The sequence below is a fragment of the Polynucleobacter sp. AP-Nickl1-40-C4 genome (assembly GCF_035012665.1).
In the GTDB taxonomy this organism is placed as follows: domain Bacteria; phylum Pseudomonadota; class Gammaproteobacteria; order Burkholderiales; family Burkholderiaceae; genus Polynucleobacter.
Window position 1 is genome coordinate 1 of the sequence record NZ_JAYGQR010000010.1, and the last position, 17,074, is coordinate 17,074.

14 protein-coding genes and 1 pseudogene are annotated in these 17,074 nt (G+C 45.4%); 5 read left to right on the forward strand and 10 right to left on the reverse strand.

From position 1 onward, the window contains the following. Positions 1-119 (forward strand): annotated as a pseudogene (locus VC182_RS10405) (IS30 family transposase); the annotation flags it as partial. Positions 120-146: 27 nt separating this feature from the next. Then, the gene (locus VC182_RS10410; protein WP_323485245.1) at positions 147-1,871 is read left to right on the forward strand and encodes a ShlB/FhaC/HecB family hemolysin secretion/activation protein; all 1,725 of its coding nucleotides are present in this window, start codon (positions 147-149) and stop codon (positions 1,869-1,871) included. Between the two features lie 33 nt (positions 1,872-1,904). Here the strand turns inward: VC182_RS10410 and VC182_RS10415 are convergent, their stop codons facing one another. From VC182_RS10415 to VC182_RS10425, 3 genes are read right to left on the reverse strand one after another with little or no spacing between them, the layout of a single operon-like run. Continuing rightward, on the reverse strand, positions 1,905-2,513 hold the full coding sequence (locus VC182_RS10415) for a response regulator transcription factor (protein WP_323483983.1): 609 nt from the start codon (positions 2,511-2,513) through the stop codon (positions 1,905-1,907). A 51-nt stretch (positions 2,514-2,564) separates the two neighbouring features. After that, on the reverse strand, positions 2,565-4,664 hold the full coding sequence (locus tag VC182_RS10420; RefSeq protein ID WP_323485246.1) for a PAS domain-containing sensor histidine kinase: 2,100 nt from the start codon (positions 4,662-4,664) through the stop codon (positions 2,565-2,567). Positions 4,665-4,700: 36 nt separating this feature from the next. Beyond that, entirely contained in the window at positions 4,701-5,057 is a 357-nt protein-coding gene (locus VC182_RS10425) for a hypothetical protein (protein WP_323485247.1), read from the reverse strand. Between the two features lie 529 nt (positions 5,058-5,586). Here VC182_RS10425 and nadA point away from each other — a divergent pair. Further along, complete coding sequence (gene nadA, locus VC182_RS10430) at positions 5,587-6,714, forward strand: quinolinate synthase NadA (RefSeq protein WP_323485248.1); 1,128 nt, start codon at positions 5,587-5,589, stop codon at positions 6,712-6,714. A 2-nt stretch (positions 6,715-6,716) separates the two neighbouring features. Further along, entirely contained in the window at positions 6,717-7,571 is an 855-nt protein-coding gene (gene nadC / locus VC182_RS10435) for a carboxylating nicotinate-nucleotide diphosphorylase (protein ID WP_323485249.1), read from the forward strand. 8 nt (positions 7,572-7,579) lie between these two features. On the opposite strand, the gene VC182_RS10440 is transcribed toward nadC, so the two are convergent. Both VC182_RS10440 and VC182_RS10445 read right to left on the reverse strand, forming a co-directional pair. Next, positions 7,580-7,918: a helix-turn-helix domain-containing protein gene (locus VC182_RS10440; RefSeq protein ID WP_076024163.1), complete on the reverse strand. Its 339-nt coding sequence runs from the start codon at positions 7,916-7,918 to the stop codon at positions 7,580-7,582. Beyond that, entirely contained in the window at positions 7,911-8,288 is a 378-nt protein-coding gene (locus VC182_RS10445; RefSeq protein WP_072583586.1) for a type II toxin-antitoxin system RelE/ParE family toxin, read from the reverse strand. The genes VC182_RS10440 and VC182_RS10445 overlap by 8 nt, the downstream gene beginning before the upstream one ends. A gap of 171 nt (positions 8,289-8,459) precedes the next feature. Here VC182_RS10445 and VC182_RS10450 point away from each other — a divergent pair, with 171 nt between their 5' ends. Further along, the gene (locus VC182_RS10450) at positions 8,460-8,654 is read left to right on the forward strand and encodes a hypothetical protein (protein ID WP_323485250.1); all 195 of its coding nucleotides are present in this window, start codon (positions 8,460-8,462) and stop codon (positions 8,652-8,654) included. Between the two features lie 34 nt (positions 8,655-8,688). Here the strand turns inward: VC182_RS10450 and VC182_RS10455 are convergent, their stop codons facing one another. The 5 genes from VC182_RS10455 to VC182_RS10475 all read right to left on the reverse strand — a co-directional run bounded on the left by VC182_RS10455 (position 8,689) and on the right by VC182_RS10475 (position 17,068). Next, on the reverse strand, positions 8,689-10,068 hold the full coding sequence (locus VC182_RS10455; RefSeq protein ID WP_323485251.1) for a TAXI family TRAP transporter solute-binding subunit: 1,380 nt from the start codon (positions 10,066-10,068) through the stop codon (positions 8,689-8,691). 63 nt (positions 10,069-10,131) lie between these two features. After that, the gene (nadB, locus tag VC182_RS10460; protein ID WP_323485252.1) at positions 10,132-11,790 is read right to left on the reverse strand and encodes an L-aspartate oxidase; all 1,659 of its coding nucleotides are present in this window, start codon (positions 11,788-11,790) and stop codon (positions 10,132-10,134) included. Positions 11,791-11,909: 119 nt separating this feature from the next. Beyond that, a complete protein-coding gene (locus tag VC182_RS10465; protein WP_215319983.1) occupies positions 11,910-12,218 on the reverse strand; it encodes a TA system antitoxin ParD family protein in 309 nt (102 codons plus the stop codon). Positions 12,219-12,329: 111 nt separating this feature from the next. Continuing rightward, entirely contained in the window at positions 12,330-15,224 is a 2,895-nt protein-coding gene (gene fdhF, locus VC182_RS10470; protein ID WP_323485253.1) for a formate dehydrogenase subunit alpha, read from the reverse strand. A 41-nt stretch (positions 15,225-15,265) separates the two neighbouring features. Next, on the reverse strand, positions 15,266-17,068 hold the full coding sequence (locus VC182_RS10475; protein WP_323485254.1) for an NAD(P)H-dependent oxidoreductase subunit E: 1,803 nt from the start codon (positions 17,066-17,068) through the stop codon (positions 15,266-15,268). Positions 17,069-17,074 lie beyond the last annotated feature (6 nt).

Here is a 17,074-nt window from a genome sequence, read left to right on the forward strand (position 1 = left end):
ATAAGGAGCTTAGAATGATCCAAGACCGTTTAAACAACCGACCTAGAAAACGATTAGGATTTAAAACCCCCAATGAAGTATTTATGCAGTCCTTAAACCGTGTTGCACTTCGTGTTTGAATCTACGTCTTAATAATGCTTGTTATTTTGAAAAAACAAACTTCTCATGTCATTAAATTTCCCCTCTTTGCGGCCCTACTCCTCTCCGCTCTACCAGTAAAAGCGCAAGTAGACGCAGGTGCCTTGCAACGAAATTACCAACGCCAGCTGACAGAGCCTAATTCACAACTTCCGAAAGTTTCGGTACCCGATGCCAAGCCATCTGAAACAGTCAAAGATAAAGGGCCTCGCTTTACTGTTCGTCAATTTATCTTAGAGGGGGTTAAGGCGATTCCAGAGGAAAAAGTTCAAGAAGTTCTCAAGCCATGGTTAGATCAATCCGTTGATTTTGATGAGCTACAGAATGCTTGTGATGCCATCATGGAGCTCTATCAGAAAAACGGACTGAATGCTCAGGCTTTATTACCCCCCCAGAAAATCAGTCAAGGCAAAGTACGCATTCTGATTACAGAAGCAAAACTGGGAAGTGTCGTTGTTAACCAACCCGATGGTTCTGCCCGCTTTTCGCCTGAAGAGGCAAAAAAATACATCACTTACAACAACCCAATTGGCGAGTTACTCGATAACGATAAATTACAGCGCTCCTTAATTTTGCTAAAGGAGACCCCTGGCATAGTAGTGCGTAGCAGTCTAGAACCCGGTGATAACGATGGGGAAGTTAGCGTTAAAATGGAACTAGCCGATGACAACCTGCATTCTGAGCGCCTAGAAATCAATAACTATGGCAGCCGCTTGACTGGGGCAAATCAAGCTGTAGCAGGATTACAGATCTCTGACCCGCTTGGCATTGGCGATCAAGCAGGCCTTAGCGTTATTAGCTCTGTAGGCTCTCAGTTTGGTCAGGTCACTTATTTGGCGCCAATCGGTTATGACGGATTTAAGGCTGGGGTCAATGCCACCTACCTGAATTACACCAATGTGAGCAACTATAAATACCCCAACGGAAGTTATGGCACTGCTTGGACGGCAAGCCCGAACGTGACATACCCCCTAATACGCTCAGAGCAAACCAATGTCAGCCTGAATGCAGGCTACTTTCTGAGCTACTACACCAACTACAATATCACCGGTAACACAGTCAGCAGTGCCTACAGTACTAACTCGGCGACTTTTGGCTTATCTGCCAATCATGCCGATAGCTTTGCGGGTGGCGGATCTTCATCGGCATACTTGGTTGCAGAGAGTGGTAACGTAGCTATTTCCCCGACGAGCCCCTCAAATTATGGGGTCTACATCCCAAACAGTTACAACAAGTTGAACTTCACGCTAAGTCGTAGTCAACAATTAACTGAAGATGGGTTGAATGCGGCGACTCTGGTTGTGAATGGTCAATTTGCATCTTCCAACCTAGTGTCCTCTGAGTTGTTCTATCTAGGTGGCCCGCAGGCTGTCCGAGCGTATCCAGTTGCGCAAAGTGGCGGCGCACAGGGTGGTGTAGCTAGCCTCGATATCAATCATAAATTGTGGGACAACTACACGATTTCAGCCTTTTACGACTATGGTCTTGTGCAGCAATATCGCACTAGCGCTGCCTATACAGCTCTAAAAGGTTTAACAAACGCTAATAACACCTACTCACTCAGTGGTACTGGCTTAAGTCTGAAATGGAACTCTGGGGGCTGGGCCTTACTTGGTATGGTTGCTTGGGCTATAGGTAAAAACCCACTGTATAACTCTAGCGGACAAGCAGTCAATGTGGATAGCACTACTACTAAGCCCTTGGGATGGTTTAGTGCAGCTTATAACTTCTAGGCTTAAGTTCAGTTTATTTAAGCTGTAGCTTGCTTAAAGCTTATTCGCAATAGCAATCTGTACTAAGTCTGCAATGCTATCAACTTCCATTTTTTTCATGACATTGGCCTTGAAGATCTTGACCGTGGCAGGAGTAATAGCCAGCTCCTCGGCAACTTCTTTACTCATTTTTCCCTGGACTAGCAGCGCAAAAACCTCTTTCTCTCTGTAGGTCAAGCGGGCATAGGCCTCTAATGAAGCCCGTTGAGAACCGCGGGTTTTTTCTTTTTCAAGTTCTAAATTTAGGGCAGCCTCTACAGCTACAAGCAATTGATTGAGTGGAAAAGGCTTGAGAAGGAAGTCACTTGCGCCATTTTTCAAACCCTGAATGATGTCGACCTTTTCACTATCCCCGCTAATAAAGATAATGGGGATACTTTCACGCTTAATCATTAATTCTTGCTGCAGCTGTAAGCCAGTCATTCCTGGCATGCTCATATCCAGCACTAAAACAGCGGGAGAAGTCAGCGGAGAATGGTTCAAAAAAAGCTGCGCTGACTCAAAAGCATGAATTTCATGGCCGGTCCTTGCAAAGGCCCTCTCGAGGGAGACCCTCATAGAGTCATCGTCATCAACAATGTAAATATGGCAATTTGTTTGCATACGCTCATTCTACTATTTCATTTAATGAAAATAGGGCTTGCGTACTTCAGATTACTGCTGGGTATTAAAGAGTTCTAAATTTGTTGGGACGGGTAACAATGGTAAATGGAGCGTAGTTTTAGCGCCCCCCTCTTTTTGATTGCGAATTTCCAATTTCCCGCCATGGTTCTCTAAAATGGTCTTGCTCAACCAGAGCCCTACACCCATGCCATCCTTCTTAGTCGTTTGATATAAGCTAGGGCCTTTTTTCAGGAACTCCTCTGGAAAGCCCGGTCCATTGTCCTTAAACTCAATCACGACCTCTTGATCCTTGTGAATCAAGTTAATCATCATTTTGCGATTTTCGCTAAGCTGCTGTAAAGCCTCTATCGCATTATTAATAGCGTTTAGCACCACCATCTGAATTTGTCCATTATCTCCTTTGATTTTGCATCCTGGCGGAATGATTGCCTCAAGAGCAACCTCATGCTCAATGAGCTCTTTATTGAGTAATTTACAAACATCATTAATGGTTACAGAAAGATCAAATTCCTCAAAGGCCTCCTCACCATAAACAAAGAGTTTGCGTAGCCGCGCAACTACCCCACCCGCCCTTTGACTATCCGCCAAGATGGACTGAGTTAACTCATTACAGCGCTCCAATTGATCTTCTAGGTTAAGGGCTTTCATACTGGCAAGTTCTATTTGTAAGAGCTCAGCAGTCAGACTGATTGCCCCAAGTGGATTATTGATTTCATGGGCAATAGAGCGCATCATATTTCCCATGCTGTTGGCTTTAAAAGCGGTCGTCATCGATTTCAAAAGTCTATTTTTCTCCCTGATCGTTTTCTTCAAGGAGGCATTGAGGTCTTCAACCTCTTTTAGTCTCTCTAGCTCTTGCTGGGCCGCATGAATCTCAATGGCCTGTTCAATATTCTGCTTTTCAATCTCTTTTTTGCTAGTCAGGTCAGCAACTACCCCTTCCCAAAGAGTCAAGCCACTCGATAGCATTCTCGGTATTGCTTCAAATTCAAACCAATAAGTCCGTCCTTGAATGAGCATGCGGCCTTGCCAATTAAATGGGCGCTTTTCCCGGATACATTCCAAATAAAGACTAATGAAATGTTCATACTCCTCAGGATGAAGGCGGCTAAAGGTGATATTGGGGTCGGCTAATGCAGCCTCCTTCACCATATCAAACATCTTTAAGAAACGCTTACTTAAGAAAGTAAACCGCATGCTATTACTAGCAGTTACCTCCATTGCATAGGTGCCCATCGGGATATTTTCTGTAAGGCTTAATGCAAGGCCTTCAGTCAATTTTCTCTGTGTCAAATCTAGAAAAGATAGACATAAAGAACCCTGCACAACAGTAGCGCTAATCATCACATCTAAAATCTGGCCAGATTTTGCCTTGATCATGGATTCTCTGGGGGGAAGATCCTGATTATTCCCTACCGTCTTGGGCAAAACCTCATTCCACCAAGCCAGCACTTGGTCACGATAAGCAGTATTTGGGTAAACCAATCTAAACCAATCAGAAATAGTCGGTAGATCGCCAATCTGATATCCAAAAATCTCCGTGAATTTAGCATTCACGAATAAAGTTTTACCGTCTCGGTCCAGACTGATCCACATATGGGGAATCGGCAGCTCTCGTAAAATTTTTACGGTTTCTTGTTCAAGCACGAGGTTGTCGGCTAGTGCATTTTTTAAGGGACTTAAATCCGTGAGAACTCCCTGATAAAAAAGAGAGCCTATTGCGGGTGGCTTAATCGTGGCCTCAAAAGAAATATGTCTTAATTCACCACGACAATACGCCATACCCTCCCAGTAGATATCTTTACGCGCTTTGACGCAGGCTTGTAGTTGAGCTAAAAAGCGAGTTTGGTCTGGTTGAGGGATTAAATCCAAGAAGGCTTTTGAATGGGAGAGAATTGCGTCTCTATCTAGATCCATGAAGTACAAAAATCGTTCGGAGACAAAGCAAAATCGGGGGGCTACAGTGGCACCTAAAATCCCCTGACGAACTAGATTAGTAGGGATTTTGATCTCGAAAGCAGCGCTCGGAATATCTTGATTAAACGGCGCCTTTTCGACAATCCACTTGCGCAATAGGTAGCTGAAATAGCTTAAAGCAGCAATCGCAAGTAGGATGAGCAAAATTTCCATAGTCAAAATACTAAATACCCATTCTCCGCGAGGCGATTAGATCACAATATCTTTTAATCCCTTGCTACCAGGTGGGCTGATTGGGGGCTCGCTGGGTGCTGGAGCAGCAGGTTGATGTGCCTTAGCTGCCTCTATTAGAGTGCGTTTCATTGCCTCAGCACTACCAGCCAAACTAAACCGCGCTACTGTAAAGGCGCCATTGGATAAAGGAAATGCAAACCCAATTACTTCTGCATTTTTACTGGCTTCCAATACTAGGTTAAAGGGTACGAGTATCTGAAAAACAGTACCGTTGATTTTTGCGCACTCCACAGAGATAGGTCCACTAACAGCACCACTATTGACTAAAGCAGAATATTTTTCCCCAGGCTTACAATCAAAATTTTGGTGCACATAAAATAAGCAAGAATCTCTACTACAAAAAAGGCCAAAAGAAGAGCCCGAGTCATTAGCAGTATGAGCCTCAGTAGTATTGTTAGTAATATCAACTATCCAATTTTTATAAGCTACAGATTCTGCGGCTATTGCGCAAGACTGGCCAACAAATAAGAGACAAAGTATCAAAATTATGCTCGTCAGTGACGCTTTTATGACCCCACAAAAAAAGAGTGCTAGCTTTTTGAAAACATCGTTTTGCATAAAACCTCGTTATTTATTGGTAATTTACTCAGTATTCTCACTATTCTCAGTATAAGTGCACTATATACCGCCTTTTATTTTGAGTTCAAATATGGGGTGACTAGCTACTTTGCGGGAAAATAAGCTCTGTATGCTTTAGCCAATCCTCCAGCATCATCACCGGAATTTGAGCTTCATAAACAAGCTCTTTTAATATTCCTCGAATCTTGAATAAACCGTTTAGCCTATGAAACAGAGGCACGTCGATTTTGATCTGATTTCTTAATAAAGGTTAAAATTTAGTATGAATTTAACCGTCAGCGCCCCAATTGCCTTTGATTACCCTCAGCAAGATGCTGCTGGGGTTACTTGTACTGCCAAGGCTTGGGCCAAGACTCCACCGCAGCTTCATGGCTCTGAAAAGGCTGCTGTGATTGCACGCATCAAGCAACTCTTGATTGAAAAAGATGCAGCCTTAATCGCTCACTACTATGTCGATGGCGATATTCAAGATTTAGCATTTGAGACTGGTGGTTTTGTAGCCGACTCTTTAGAGATGGCCCGCTTTGGCAAAAATCACGCTGCCAAGAATTTAATCATCGCTGGTGTGCGTTTCATGGGTGAGACTGCAAAAATTCTGAGTCCTGAGAAACGTGTTTTCATGCCTGATCTTGATGCAACCTGCTCGCTTGATCTTGGTTGCGATGCTGCGGACTTTGCTGCATTTAGAGCCGCACATCCTGATCGTGTTGTCGTGGTCTATGCAAATACCTCAGCGGCAGTAAAAGCCCAAGCCGATTGGATGGTGACCAGCTCTTGTGCATTAGCGATCGTGCATCAACTCAAAGTTGAAGGTAAAAAAATCTTGTGGGCACCCGATCGTCATTTGGGTCGCTACATTCAAGAGCAAACTGGCGCAGATATGTTGTTATGGAATGGTGCTTGCATTGTTCATGATGAATTTAAAGCTGTGGAGCTTGAACTTTTGAAGGCCGCTCACCCTAACGCCATGATCTTGGTTCATCCAGAATCTCCGCAATCAGTCGTTGACCTTGCAGACGTTGTGGGCTCTACCTCAGCCATGATTAAGGCGGTAGTGGAAGGCACGGCTACTGAGTACATTGTTGCTACTGATAACGGCATCTTGCATCGCATGCGCCAGCTAGCCCCCAATAAGAAACTGATTGAAGCGCCAACTGCTGGTAATAGTGCAACCTGCAAGAGTTGTGCACACTGCCCATGGATGGCCATGAATGGCTTACAAGGAATTTTGAATTGCCTAGAAAATGCTTCTGGTGAAATCTTCATTGAAGAGCCTATTCGCGTTCAAGCATTGGGCTGTATAGAGCGCATGCTTGATTTCACCAAAAACCATCCCGACCTCTTAGCAAAAGCGCAGCATGGCTTTGTAAAAAATATTGGTGCCGCTTAATTATGTTTGAATATAACGAAACTTTAGAGCAAGCTCGCCAACGCAATATTCATGATGCCCTCATGGAAGATATTGGCACTGGTGATTGGACAGCCAAACTCGTTCCTAGTAAACCTGTTCATGCGCAGTTAATCGTTCGTCAAGAGGCCGTTCTATGTGGGGTTGACTGGTTTGAGGGAGCACTCAAGAGGCTCGATCCCAATGCAAAAGTTACCTGGCATTACCTAGAGGGCGACATGATGAAGCCTGATACCAAGGTTTGCGCTATTGAGGCTGACTCACAAGCCCTACTCTCTGCTGAACGTACTTGTATTAATTTCTTACAAACACTTTCTTGGACAGCAAGCATTACACGACAACACGTGGATGCAATTGCAGGCGCTAGCCCTAACCCTAAAGGTTGTGCTGTACTAGATACACGCAAGACTATTCCTGGATTACGTCAGGCTCAGAAGTATGCAGTGCTCGTTGGTGGCGGGAAAAATCAACGTTTAGCACTGTGGCACGGCATTTTGATTAAAGAGAATCATATTACTGCTGCTGGCAGTGTTACGGCAGCCTTAATGAATGCTCAAGCACTTAATGCTGGAGTGGATATTCAGATTGAAGTAGAAAACTTTGCCGAACTTGAAGAGGCTTTAGCTACGGGTGCGAAAAGTATTTTGATTGATAACTTCAACACCGATCAAATGAAGCAAGCTGTTGCCATTACCGCTGGACGTGCTTTGCTGGAAGCCTCTGGCGGCATCAATCTAGACCAAATGCGCGCCATTGCAAGCACTGGTGTTGACCGCATCTCTCTTGGAAAGTTAACCAAGGATGTGAATGCGGTTGATTTCTCGATGCGCATTTTGTAGCAATTTGGTTATACCAATAGCACTTGAATGCCCTTAGTTTCAATTAGCTGAAGTAGCTTGGCAGCGGCACCACTAGGGTGCTTTCCAGAACCTGTCGACTCCCATTTTTGAACTGTAGAGACACTTACATTTAGTAGTGAGGCAAAAATGGATTGACTCATTCTTGCTTGATGAATGCGTATATCCGTCACTTTTTTAGGCGTAAATAAAGGTGGCTTTTCTAAGCAAAGGGTCTTCATTTTTGCATAATCATGCTTAGTTAAAAGACCGTGCTCCTCCAATGCCTGCGCCATTTCCAATAACTCGTCAAGCACCCTTCTATCTTCAGATTTTAATTTTTTACTCATTGCAATTTAGCTCCTTCAATATCCCAGCCCTAACTAGTACCCGCAATCTATTTCTATCTGCCTTTTCGAATGACTTAGCAATAATCGTTGCCGCCTCTTGCTCCACATTGCTAAAGTCAGAGCCGGGATAACTCTTTTCCCTGCCAACGATAAAAATAATTGCTTCCTTATTTTTCTTGGCAACAATAGTGCGAATGCCCCCACTTTTGCCCTGACCTGGAAGTGGGATTCTCTTTTTACATACCCCACCACCTAAGTCAGCCTCATAAACTCCTCGCTCAATCTCTCTAGCAGCATTACAAAGTTCTATAGCTCCAATAATTTTTCTTGCCCAACGATCGAATGTTTTTGTTTTTAAGACTATTTTCATAGTCGATATTTTAATGTATAGCACTCAGTGCTATAACATTGTATCCGACAATGAATTAGGGTTGCAAGTAGCCGGCTTTTATAGAAGAATTCCGTGCAAATCTATAGAGTTAAATCACACAAGCTATGAGCGTCATGTGAGAAGCCTGGTATCTACAACGCAAGAGGGAAGATGAAAAACAAAACTACAAGCCCCTATGATGTGGCAGAACATTTGCGCACACCCCAGGAGATGGCCCTCTATCTTCAAGCATGCATTGAGGAATCAAATGGAGATGTTGAATTTATAGCAAGAGCATTGGACGATATAGCTAGAGCCCAAGACGCAACCCTGGAACCCAATGGGTCAGGGCGTCCTGGGATTTAATACATTAACTACGCTTACGAGCAAGCGCACTAAATTACCCTTCCCTACCCTTGTAAATGATCTGCTTCTCCAGGGCATTACGAATAAATTCAATATTGCTTCGCAGGCTATAGCATTCAGCAGTGGCTAGCTTTGCTGCTTTTGATCTGAGTATTCTGCGCTCCATCTCATTAAGTACCTCAATATATTCACCACGACGATCTGGGTCAAAGCTTTCAATCGTAGTTTTCTCGAATTTATCGAGCTCTTTATAGATTGAGTTAATTTGCTTCTTAGCAAGATTGGTTCTGTAAGTAGGAATTGATTTAATAACGGGATAAGCAAACGCAGCAAACGGGAGCAAGAGGAAGAACATGCGCTCTAAGAACTCCGCAAGCCAGAATGGCAAATACTTCATTAAGGTAGGGGTACCCTTTTCATAGAAAAATTTAGCCTCCTCACTTAAAGGGGCCTCAGTGTTCATGTAAGCAGGGAATTCCCCGGTTTTAGCAAAATAGGATTTGTTACCGTTGATTTCTCGCGCAGCCTCTAGAAATAAAACTTGGATCGCCGGGTGTAGGCGGTTATCAATTAAGAGATTGGTCGTAGTCGAAATCAGCTCAATTGGATGATCCGGGATATTTTTCCCGAGATCAAAGCCGCCCATAGGCACTGATACCTCCTCGAAATACGGCAATAAACGGGTATAGGCGTCTGCACGCGTAAATGAAGCTAACTTAATGCCTGGATTTTTAATGAGTCTTTGCACGTTTGGTGAATCAAAACCATCTACCAAAATCACGGCATCAATTTCACCGCGCTCCAAAGCACTAACGCCTTCGGCATTCCCAAGACTCAGTAAATTAGGGGCATCACCATTTAAGCCATTGAGTTTAAATATTCCGAGAGCCTGCGTACGTGTTCCACTCCCCACCGGGCCAATATTGATTTTGAGTTTGGCAATATCCCTATCGGATACGTGAATGCTTTCGTTGAAAGCATTCTTACGATAAAACATCCAAAATGGTTCATAGTCAACACTACCGAGGGATTCCACACCAGAGAGATTGTCTACAGCAATCATTCCACCCTGAACCAGGGCTGCTTGGATTGGATCTTTGCGATCAATGAGATGTTGAAGGTTTTCTTTGGACCCATGGGTCTCTACCAATTCAAGTTCAATGCCTTTTTTCTCAAAATAGGTCTTGTATTTTTCGCCCAATACTTTGTAGGAGCCACCGGTACCGGTTGCCATTAATACTTTATTGGGTGGCGCAGGCTTTGCAAACCAAATCAGAATAGCTAGAGCAAGAATTAATAAGAAAACAAGTGGCCAGACCTCTCTTAAAGCACTAACCCAATTTTTGATCTCATCAACTGCCGTTTGATAAACCGCAGAGATATGTTCGCTGACTTCTTCTTTAAAACTGGCCATGTCATTCCTCGTGATATGGGGCTAGCTTATCACCAAAAAACGGGGCTTTATAGCTTTGAAGGCCTAGGAGGCAGAATCCGTCTCAGCACCCTCTGCTTGAGGAGTCAGGATGGTTGGGTAAGAGACAGCCCAAGTACCGGGGTAGTCACGGCTGTAATGGAGACCACGACTTTCCCTACGCATTAATGCCGAGCGTACGATCAGCTCTGCGCATTCCAATAGATTTCTGAGCTCAATGAGATCGCGCGTAACCTTAAAGTTAGCGTAATACTCCTGCACCTCATAACGGAGAAGCTTAATTCGATGTAGGGCTCGCTCCAAGCGTCGATTGGTTCTGACAATACCTACGTAATTCCACATCAAAGAACGTAGCTCATCCCAGTTGTGGGCAATGACCACTTGCTCATCCGCATCCTCAACTTGGCTCTCGTCCCACAATGGGAGAGCCGGCATCACTGGGGTCTTCAGATTGGAGATATCTTCTGCAGCAGCCTTGCCAATGACGACGCACTCCAACAATGAGTTGCTTGCCAAGCGATTCGCCCCGTGTAAGCCGGTGTAAGTTGCCTCACCTACTGCATAGAGTCCTGGCAAATCAGTACGCCCCTTGAGATCAGTCACTACACCACCACAGGTGTAGTGCGCAGCAGGGACAACTGGAATCGGTTCTTTGGTGATATCTAGACCAAGACTTAAGCAGCGCGCATAAATCATCGGAAAATGCTCTTTTATAAATGCTTCGCCTAAATGTGTGGCATCGAGATGGACATAGTCTAAGCCGTGCTTTTTCATTTCAAAGTCAATAGCACGGGCAACGATATCGCGCGGCGCTAATTCGTGGCGATCATCGTGGTCAGGCATGAAGCGTGTGCCATCAGGCAGTTTGAGCAGACCACCCTCACCGCGCATGGCTTCGGTAATCAGGAATGTACGGTCACTTGGGTGATACAGACATGTCGGATGAAATTGAATAAATTCCATATTGCCTACTCGGCAACCTGCGCGCCAAGCCATAGCAATGCCATCGCCTGTAGCGGTATCGGGGTTGCTGGTGTAGCGATAAACCTTGCCTACGCCGCCAGTAGCTAAAACCACTGACTTGGCTTCGATTGTTTCTACGCGATTATTTTTAATATCAAGTGCATATACACCGTAACAACGATTAGGCTTAGTGCGCTGGGTCTTGGCATCGAGCTGACGATTGGTGATGAGATCAAGTGCGATCCAATGCTCCAAGATCTGAATATTTTTATGGGATTTAGCTTTATCTAACAGCACTTCATGAATTGCCTTACCCGTGGCATCAGCAGCATGAGCAATACGACGATGACTATGACCACCTTCGCGGGTTAAATGCAAACCCATTGGGCCAGCTTCATCAGTTGTGAATGGGACACCTTGCTCTACCAACCAACGTATCGCATCAGCGCTTTCTTCGGCGATATAGCGTGCTGTGGATTCAACCACAAGCCCTGCACCGGCATCTAAGGTGTCAGCTACGTGCGAATCGATACTGTCATGCTCTTTGTCGACTACCCCAACAATACCGCCTTGGGCCCAAGCTGTAGCAGCCTCACCTAAACCTCGTTTGGCCATCAAAATCACCGGCTGGGATTCGGCCATGTGCAAGGCGACAGTCAGCCCCGCTAATCCAGCCCCAATAATCAGGACAGGAAGCTCGGCGTTTACGGTGGTGTTTTGGGAGGGTTTAGAACTTGCCATAGAGAGATCATTCTAAAGGGCAAAGGGGAAACTTGTTCTGATGTGCCCTTAAATCAACCTTTATCAATCCAATAGCCAGGGGGGATCTATGAAAATCAAGCAGGTAACTATGTAAGGCCCTACCAAATCTCCTTGCCAACAGGTTTTGCCTCCAGCCATTCATTATCTTCATTTGAGCGCTTCATTTCCGGATTCCAATTCGCAAGCAATTCATCTAGCCGAAATTGTGCTTGCTTTACTGGCTTAGGCTCTGACAGGGAGGCTAATGAGTCAGCAATGAAGGATGCAGGTAAATCGGGATTATCAATTGCTGCTCGACCTACTTTTACCCAAAATTCAATTTGAGCTTGAATAGTATGGCGCTCAAGCCTTGCCTCTCTCTTTGCTGCCTCATATAAATCATGATTAATTTTGATTAATCTACTCATCAGATACCCCCATAAAGACTTTTTACTACAAAATTAGGCATCCTGAAAACAAGGTCTTTAAACAAAAAAGCTCCCATTTGGGAGCCATTTTGTGAATTGCCAAATCCTAATTTAAACGTTGGACATTTCCTTAGATCCACCTGGGGCATTTGTACCGTACCCCATGATCTTGGCTGCTTCTCCGCCTTTAGCCAGCTTCACAGCGCAATACTTAAACTCTGGAATCTTGCCAAATGGATCTAGCGCAGAATTGGTGATCAAGTTAGCGGCAGCCTCATAGTAGGCAAAAGGAATAAAGATCACCCCTCTTGGTGTGCCGTCGTCTCTTCTCACGTGAATACCTACATCACCACGACGAGATTGAACGGTAATCACATCACCCGCCGTAACGCCTAACTGGGTCATATCCTCGCCATTCATCGACACGGTAGCCATAGGCTCAATCGCATCGAGCACAGTGGCACGACGCGTCATACTGCCGGTATGCCAATGCTCTAACTGACGACCAGTAATCAATACAAATGGATATTCAGTATCAGGACGCTCATTCGCAGGAATGATATCGGCTGGCACTAACTTCACTCGCCCATCTTTGGTATCAAACTTGTCATTAAAGACAATTGGGCGACCTGGATCTTCGGCAGACAAGCATGGATAAGTAACGCTAGATTCTTTTTCTAAGCGCTCCCAGGTTATGCCGTTGATCGCGCCGTGCATTGCCTGACGCATTTCGTCATAAACCTCAGCAACACCGGCATCAGGACCTTGGTAATTCCAGTTCAAACCCATGCCTTTAGCGATTTGCTGAATAATCCACAAGTCAGGTTTTGCATCACCCGGAGGATTAATGGCTTTCTTACCCATCTGAACCATACGGTCAGTATTGCTAGCGGTGCCAACCTTCTCAGGCCAAGCACTTGCAGGCAAGACAACATCGGCAAGCAATGCTGTCTCTGTCATGAAGATGTCTTGTACAACTAAGTGTTCAAGAGCCGCTAATGCATGACGCGCATGATTTAAATCCGGATCACTCATCGCAGGGTTTTCACCTTCGACAAACATGCCGCGAATCTTGTCTGGATCAGAATCAGGTGCAGTGATCTTATGCATGATCTCCACCACGGTATAGCCAGGTTTTTTATCTAATGGCGTACCCCAGAACTTCTCAAACCAAGCATGCGCTTCTGGATTATCAACACGCTGATAGTTCGGGAACATCATCGGAATCAAACCAGCATCACTAGCGCCCTGCACGTTATTTTGACCACGCAATGGATGCAAGCCCGATCCAGGCTTACCGATTTGGCCAGTAATACTTACAAGAGCAATTAAGCAACGTGCATTGTCTGTACCGTGCACGTGTTGACTTACGCCCATGCCCCATAAAATCATGGCTGATTTGGTGGTAGCAAACTCTCTCGCCACTTCACGCAAGGTTTCTGCTGGGATACCACAGATTGGCGCCATTGCTTCAGGGCTATAACCTTTGATGTTTTCTTTTAAGGCTTCAAAGTTATTCGAGCGATTTTGAATAAAGTCCTTATCAACCAAGCCTTCTTCAATAATCGTATAGATCATGGCATTGAGCATCGCTACATCAGTGTCTGGCTTAAATTGCATCGTGCGCCATGCATGCTTACTGATTTCAGTCGCACGTGGATCACACAAGACAATTTTGGCGCCACGTTTAGCGGCATTCTTAAACCAGGTAGCAGCAACTGGGTGGTTTGCAGTTGGATTGGAACCAATCAAGAAAATTAAGCTGGAATGCTCAACATCATTAACCTGATTACTTACCGCACCAGAGCCAACACCTTCGAGAAGCGCTGCCACAGAGGATGCATGGCAAAGACGTGTGCAATGGTCTACGTTATTGCTACCAAAGCCGGTACGAACCAACTTTTGGAAGAGATAAGCCTCTTCATTACTGCCTTTGGCAGAACCAAAGCCCGCCAATACTTTTAAGCCATGTTGATCTTTTAATTTCTTAAGGCCTCCAGCAGCAAACTCCAAAGCCTCTTCCCAGCTAGCTTCACGGAAGATGTCTGACCAGTCTTGCTTGCCTTCAAGGATGGACTCATCCTTTGGAACGCCCGCTTTACGAATTAATGGTTTGGTGAGGCGTTGTGGGTTATGGATGTAATCCATACCAAAACGGCCTTTAACGCATAAACGATTGTGGTTTGCTGGGCCATCACGACCTTCAACACTAACAATTTTTTCGTCTTTGACGTTGTAAGTAATTTGGCAACCAACACCACAGAATGGGCAAACGGAGTCTACCTTGCGATCCACCGTTTGGGAACCAATCAAACCCTTAGGCATCAATGCGCCAGTTGGGCAAGCCTGCACACATTCGCCACAGGCAACGCAAGTACTGTCGCCCATCGGATCATTTAGGTCGAATACGATCTCACTATGACTGCCACGCATAGCGTAGCCGATCACATCATTTACTTGCTCTTCACGACAAGCGCGTACACAGCGATTACATTGAATACATGCATCCAAATTGACAGCCATCGCTGGATGAGAAATATCACTGCTAACTTTCTCACGACGCAGCGCTTTGAGTTCTGGGCGAACAGTGACGTCCATACGTGCAGCCCAAGTACTTAACTCACCATGCTGGTTTTGTTGCTCTTCTTCTTTGCTATCGCCAACCCACTTAAAACCTTCATCAGGCATATCTGACAACAACATCTCCAGCACCAATTTCTGGCTCTTTACAGCACGCTCGCTATTGGCCTTAACTTCCATTCCTGGAGTCGCGGTTCTGCAGCAACTTGGCGCTAATGTACGCTCGCCATTGATCTCCACTACGCATGCACGGCAGTTACCGTCGGGACGATAGCCATCTTTAAAGCACAGATGTGGAATATCAATACCGTGGCGCTTGGCAGCCTTGAGAATCGTTTCGCCTTCGTATGAAACGATCGTTTTGCCATCGAGCTTGAACTCAACGGTTTGTAATTCGAGTTCTTTTGGATTTGTTGGTGCGTTCATGTTTGTCTCGTTATTCCCTGAATTTTTATTAAGGTACTTCCTTATTGAACTTCTTCAGGGAAATATTTATGAATACAACGAATAGGGTTTGGTGCCGCTTGGCCAAGACCACAAATAGAAGCATCCACCATCACGGTGGCTAAGTCCTCTAAGGTTTCTTGATCCCATGACTTGGCTTGCATCAACTTGGCTGCTTTACCTGTGCCAACACGGCAAGGTGTACATTGACCGCAGCTCTCATGTTCAAAGAAATGCATCACGTTCAATGCCATATCGCGCGCTTTGTCTTTGTCGCTAAACACCATGACTGCAGCAGAACCAATAAAGCATCCATAAGGTTGCAAAGTATCAAAGTCGAGCGGGATGTCATTCATGGTCGCCGGCAAAATACCGCCCGATGCGCCACCAGGCAAATAGCCGTAGAACTTGTGGCCATCTTGCATGCCACCACAGTACTCATCAATCAATTCTTGAATCGTGATGCCTGCTGGGGCTAACTTCACACCAGGTTTGTTCACGCGCCCGCTCACGCTAAAGCTTCGCAAGCCCTTGCGATCATGACGACCGAATGAACTAAACCATTCTGGTCCGCGCTGAACAATGTCACGCACCCAGTACAGAGTTTCAAAGTTGTGCTCGAGCGTTGGGCGTCCAAACAAACCGACTTGTGCAATATATGGAGGGCGCATCCGTGGCTCACCACGTTTACCTTCGATACTTTCAATCATGGCGGATTCTTCTCCGCAGATGTAGGCGCCAGCGCCACGACGTAATTCAATATTCGGTAATTTAAATGGCGGATTAGCTTTGAGCTTTACCAATTCAGCCTCAAGCAACTCACGGCAGCCGTGATACTCATCACGCAAATAGATATAGCAAGCATCAATACCAACCACGCTGGCTGCAATGAGCAGGCCCTCTAAGAAACGATGTGGATCACGCTCTAAGTAAGTGCGGTCCTTAAATGTTCCTGGCTCACCTTCGTCGATGTTCACTGCCATCAATTTAGGGGCTACTTGATCTTTCACAATGCGCCACTTACGACCCGCCGGGAATCCTGCACCGCCTAAGCCACGTAAGCCAGAACTTTCCATCGCTTTGATGATGCTTTCGGCATCTTTCTTGCCTTCGAAAATTTCTTTAGCTAAAGCGTAACCACCTTTTGCGCGGTATGACTCATAGCCAACATAGTCAGGAGAAACGGCTTGCATTTCACCCTGAGGAGAAACTCCCTGCTCTGCTAAGGCTGCAGGATCAAAGACGGCATCGTCTTTAGCTATGGGCTGGGTGGTTAACTTATTTTTTACAGCAGTCGCTACCTTGTCCACTGTGGCAAACAAGACTGGATACTGATGAACTACAGCTACAGGAGCTTGCTCGCAACGTCCCACGCATGGAGCTGCAGCAACTTTGATATTCGGATTACCTAAGATACTTGGCAACTTGGCCAATAGGTTTTGCGCCCCCGCCAATTCACAGGCAATGCCGTCACAAACGCGAATAAGGATATCCGCGACTGGATCGTTACCACGCACTACTTCAAAGTGGTGGTAGAAAGTTGCTACTTCATACACCTCTGCCATTGGCAGATTCATTTCCTTGGCTAATGCCACTAAATGTCGGTCATGCAAAGCGCGGTATTCATCATTAAGCTTGTGAAGATTTTCAATTAATAGGTCACGACGATGTGGCGCATTACCAATGAGCTGACGAACTTCAGCAACTGAAACATCATCCGCTTGACGCCCCTTCAATTTGCTCTTACGGCGAATGGTTTCCCTCAAATCATCTGCGGTTGCAACAGCAACTGCTTTGACTTCTCCAGAAGGCTTTGGATGATTCATAGTTCG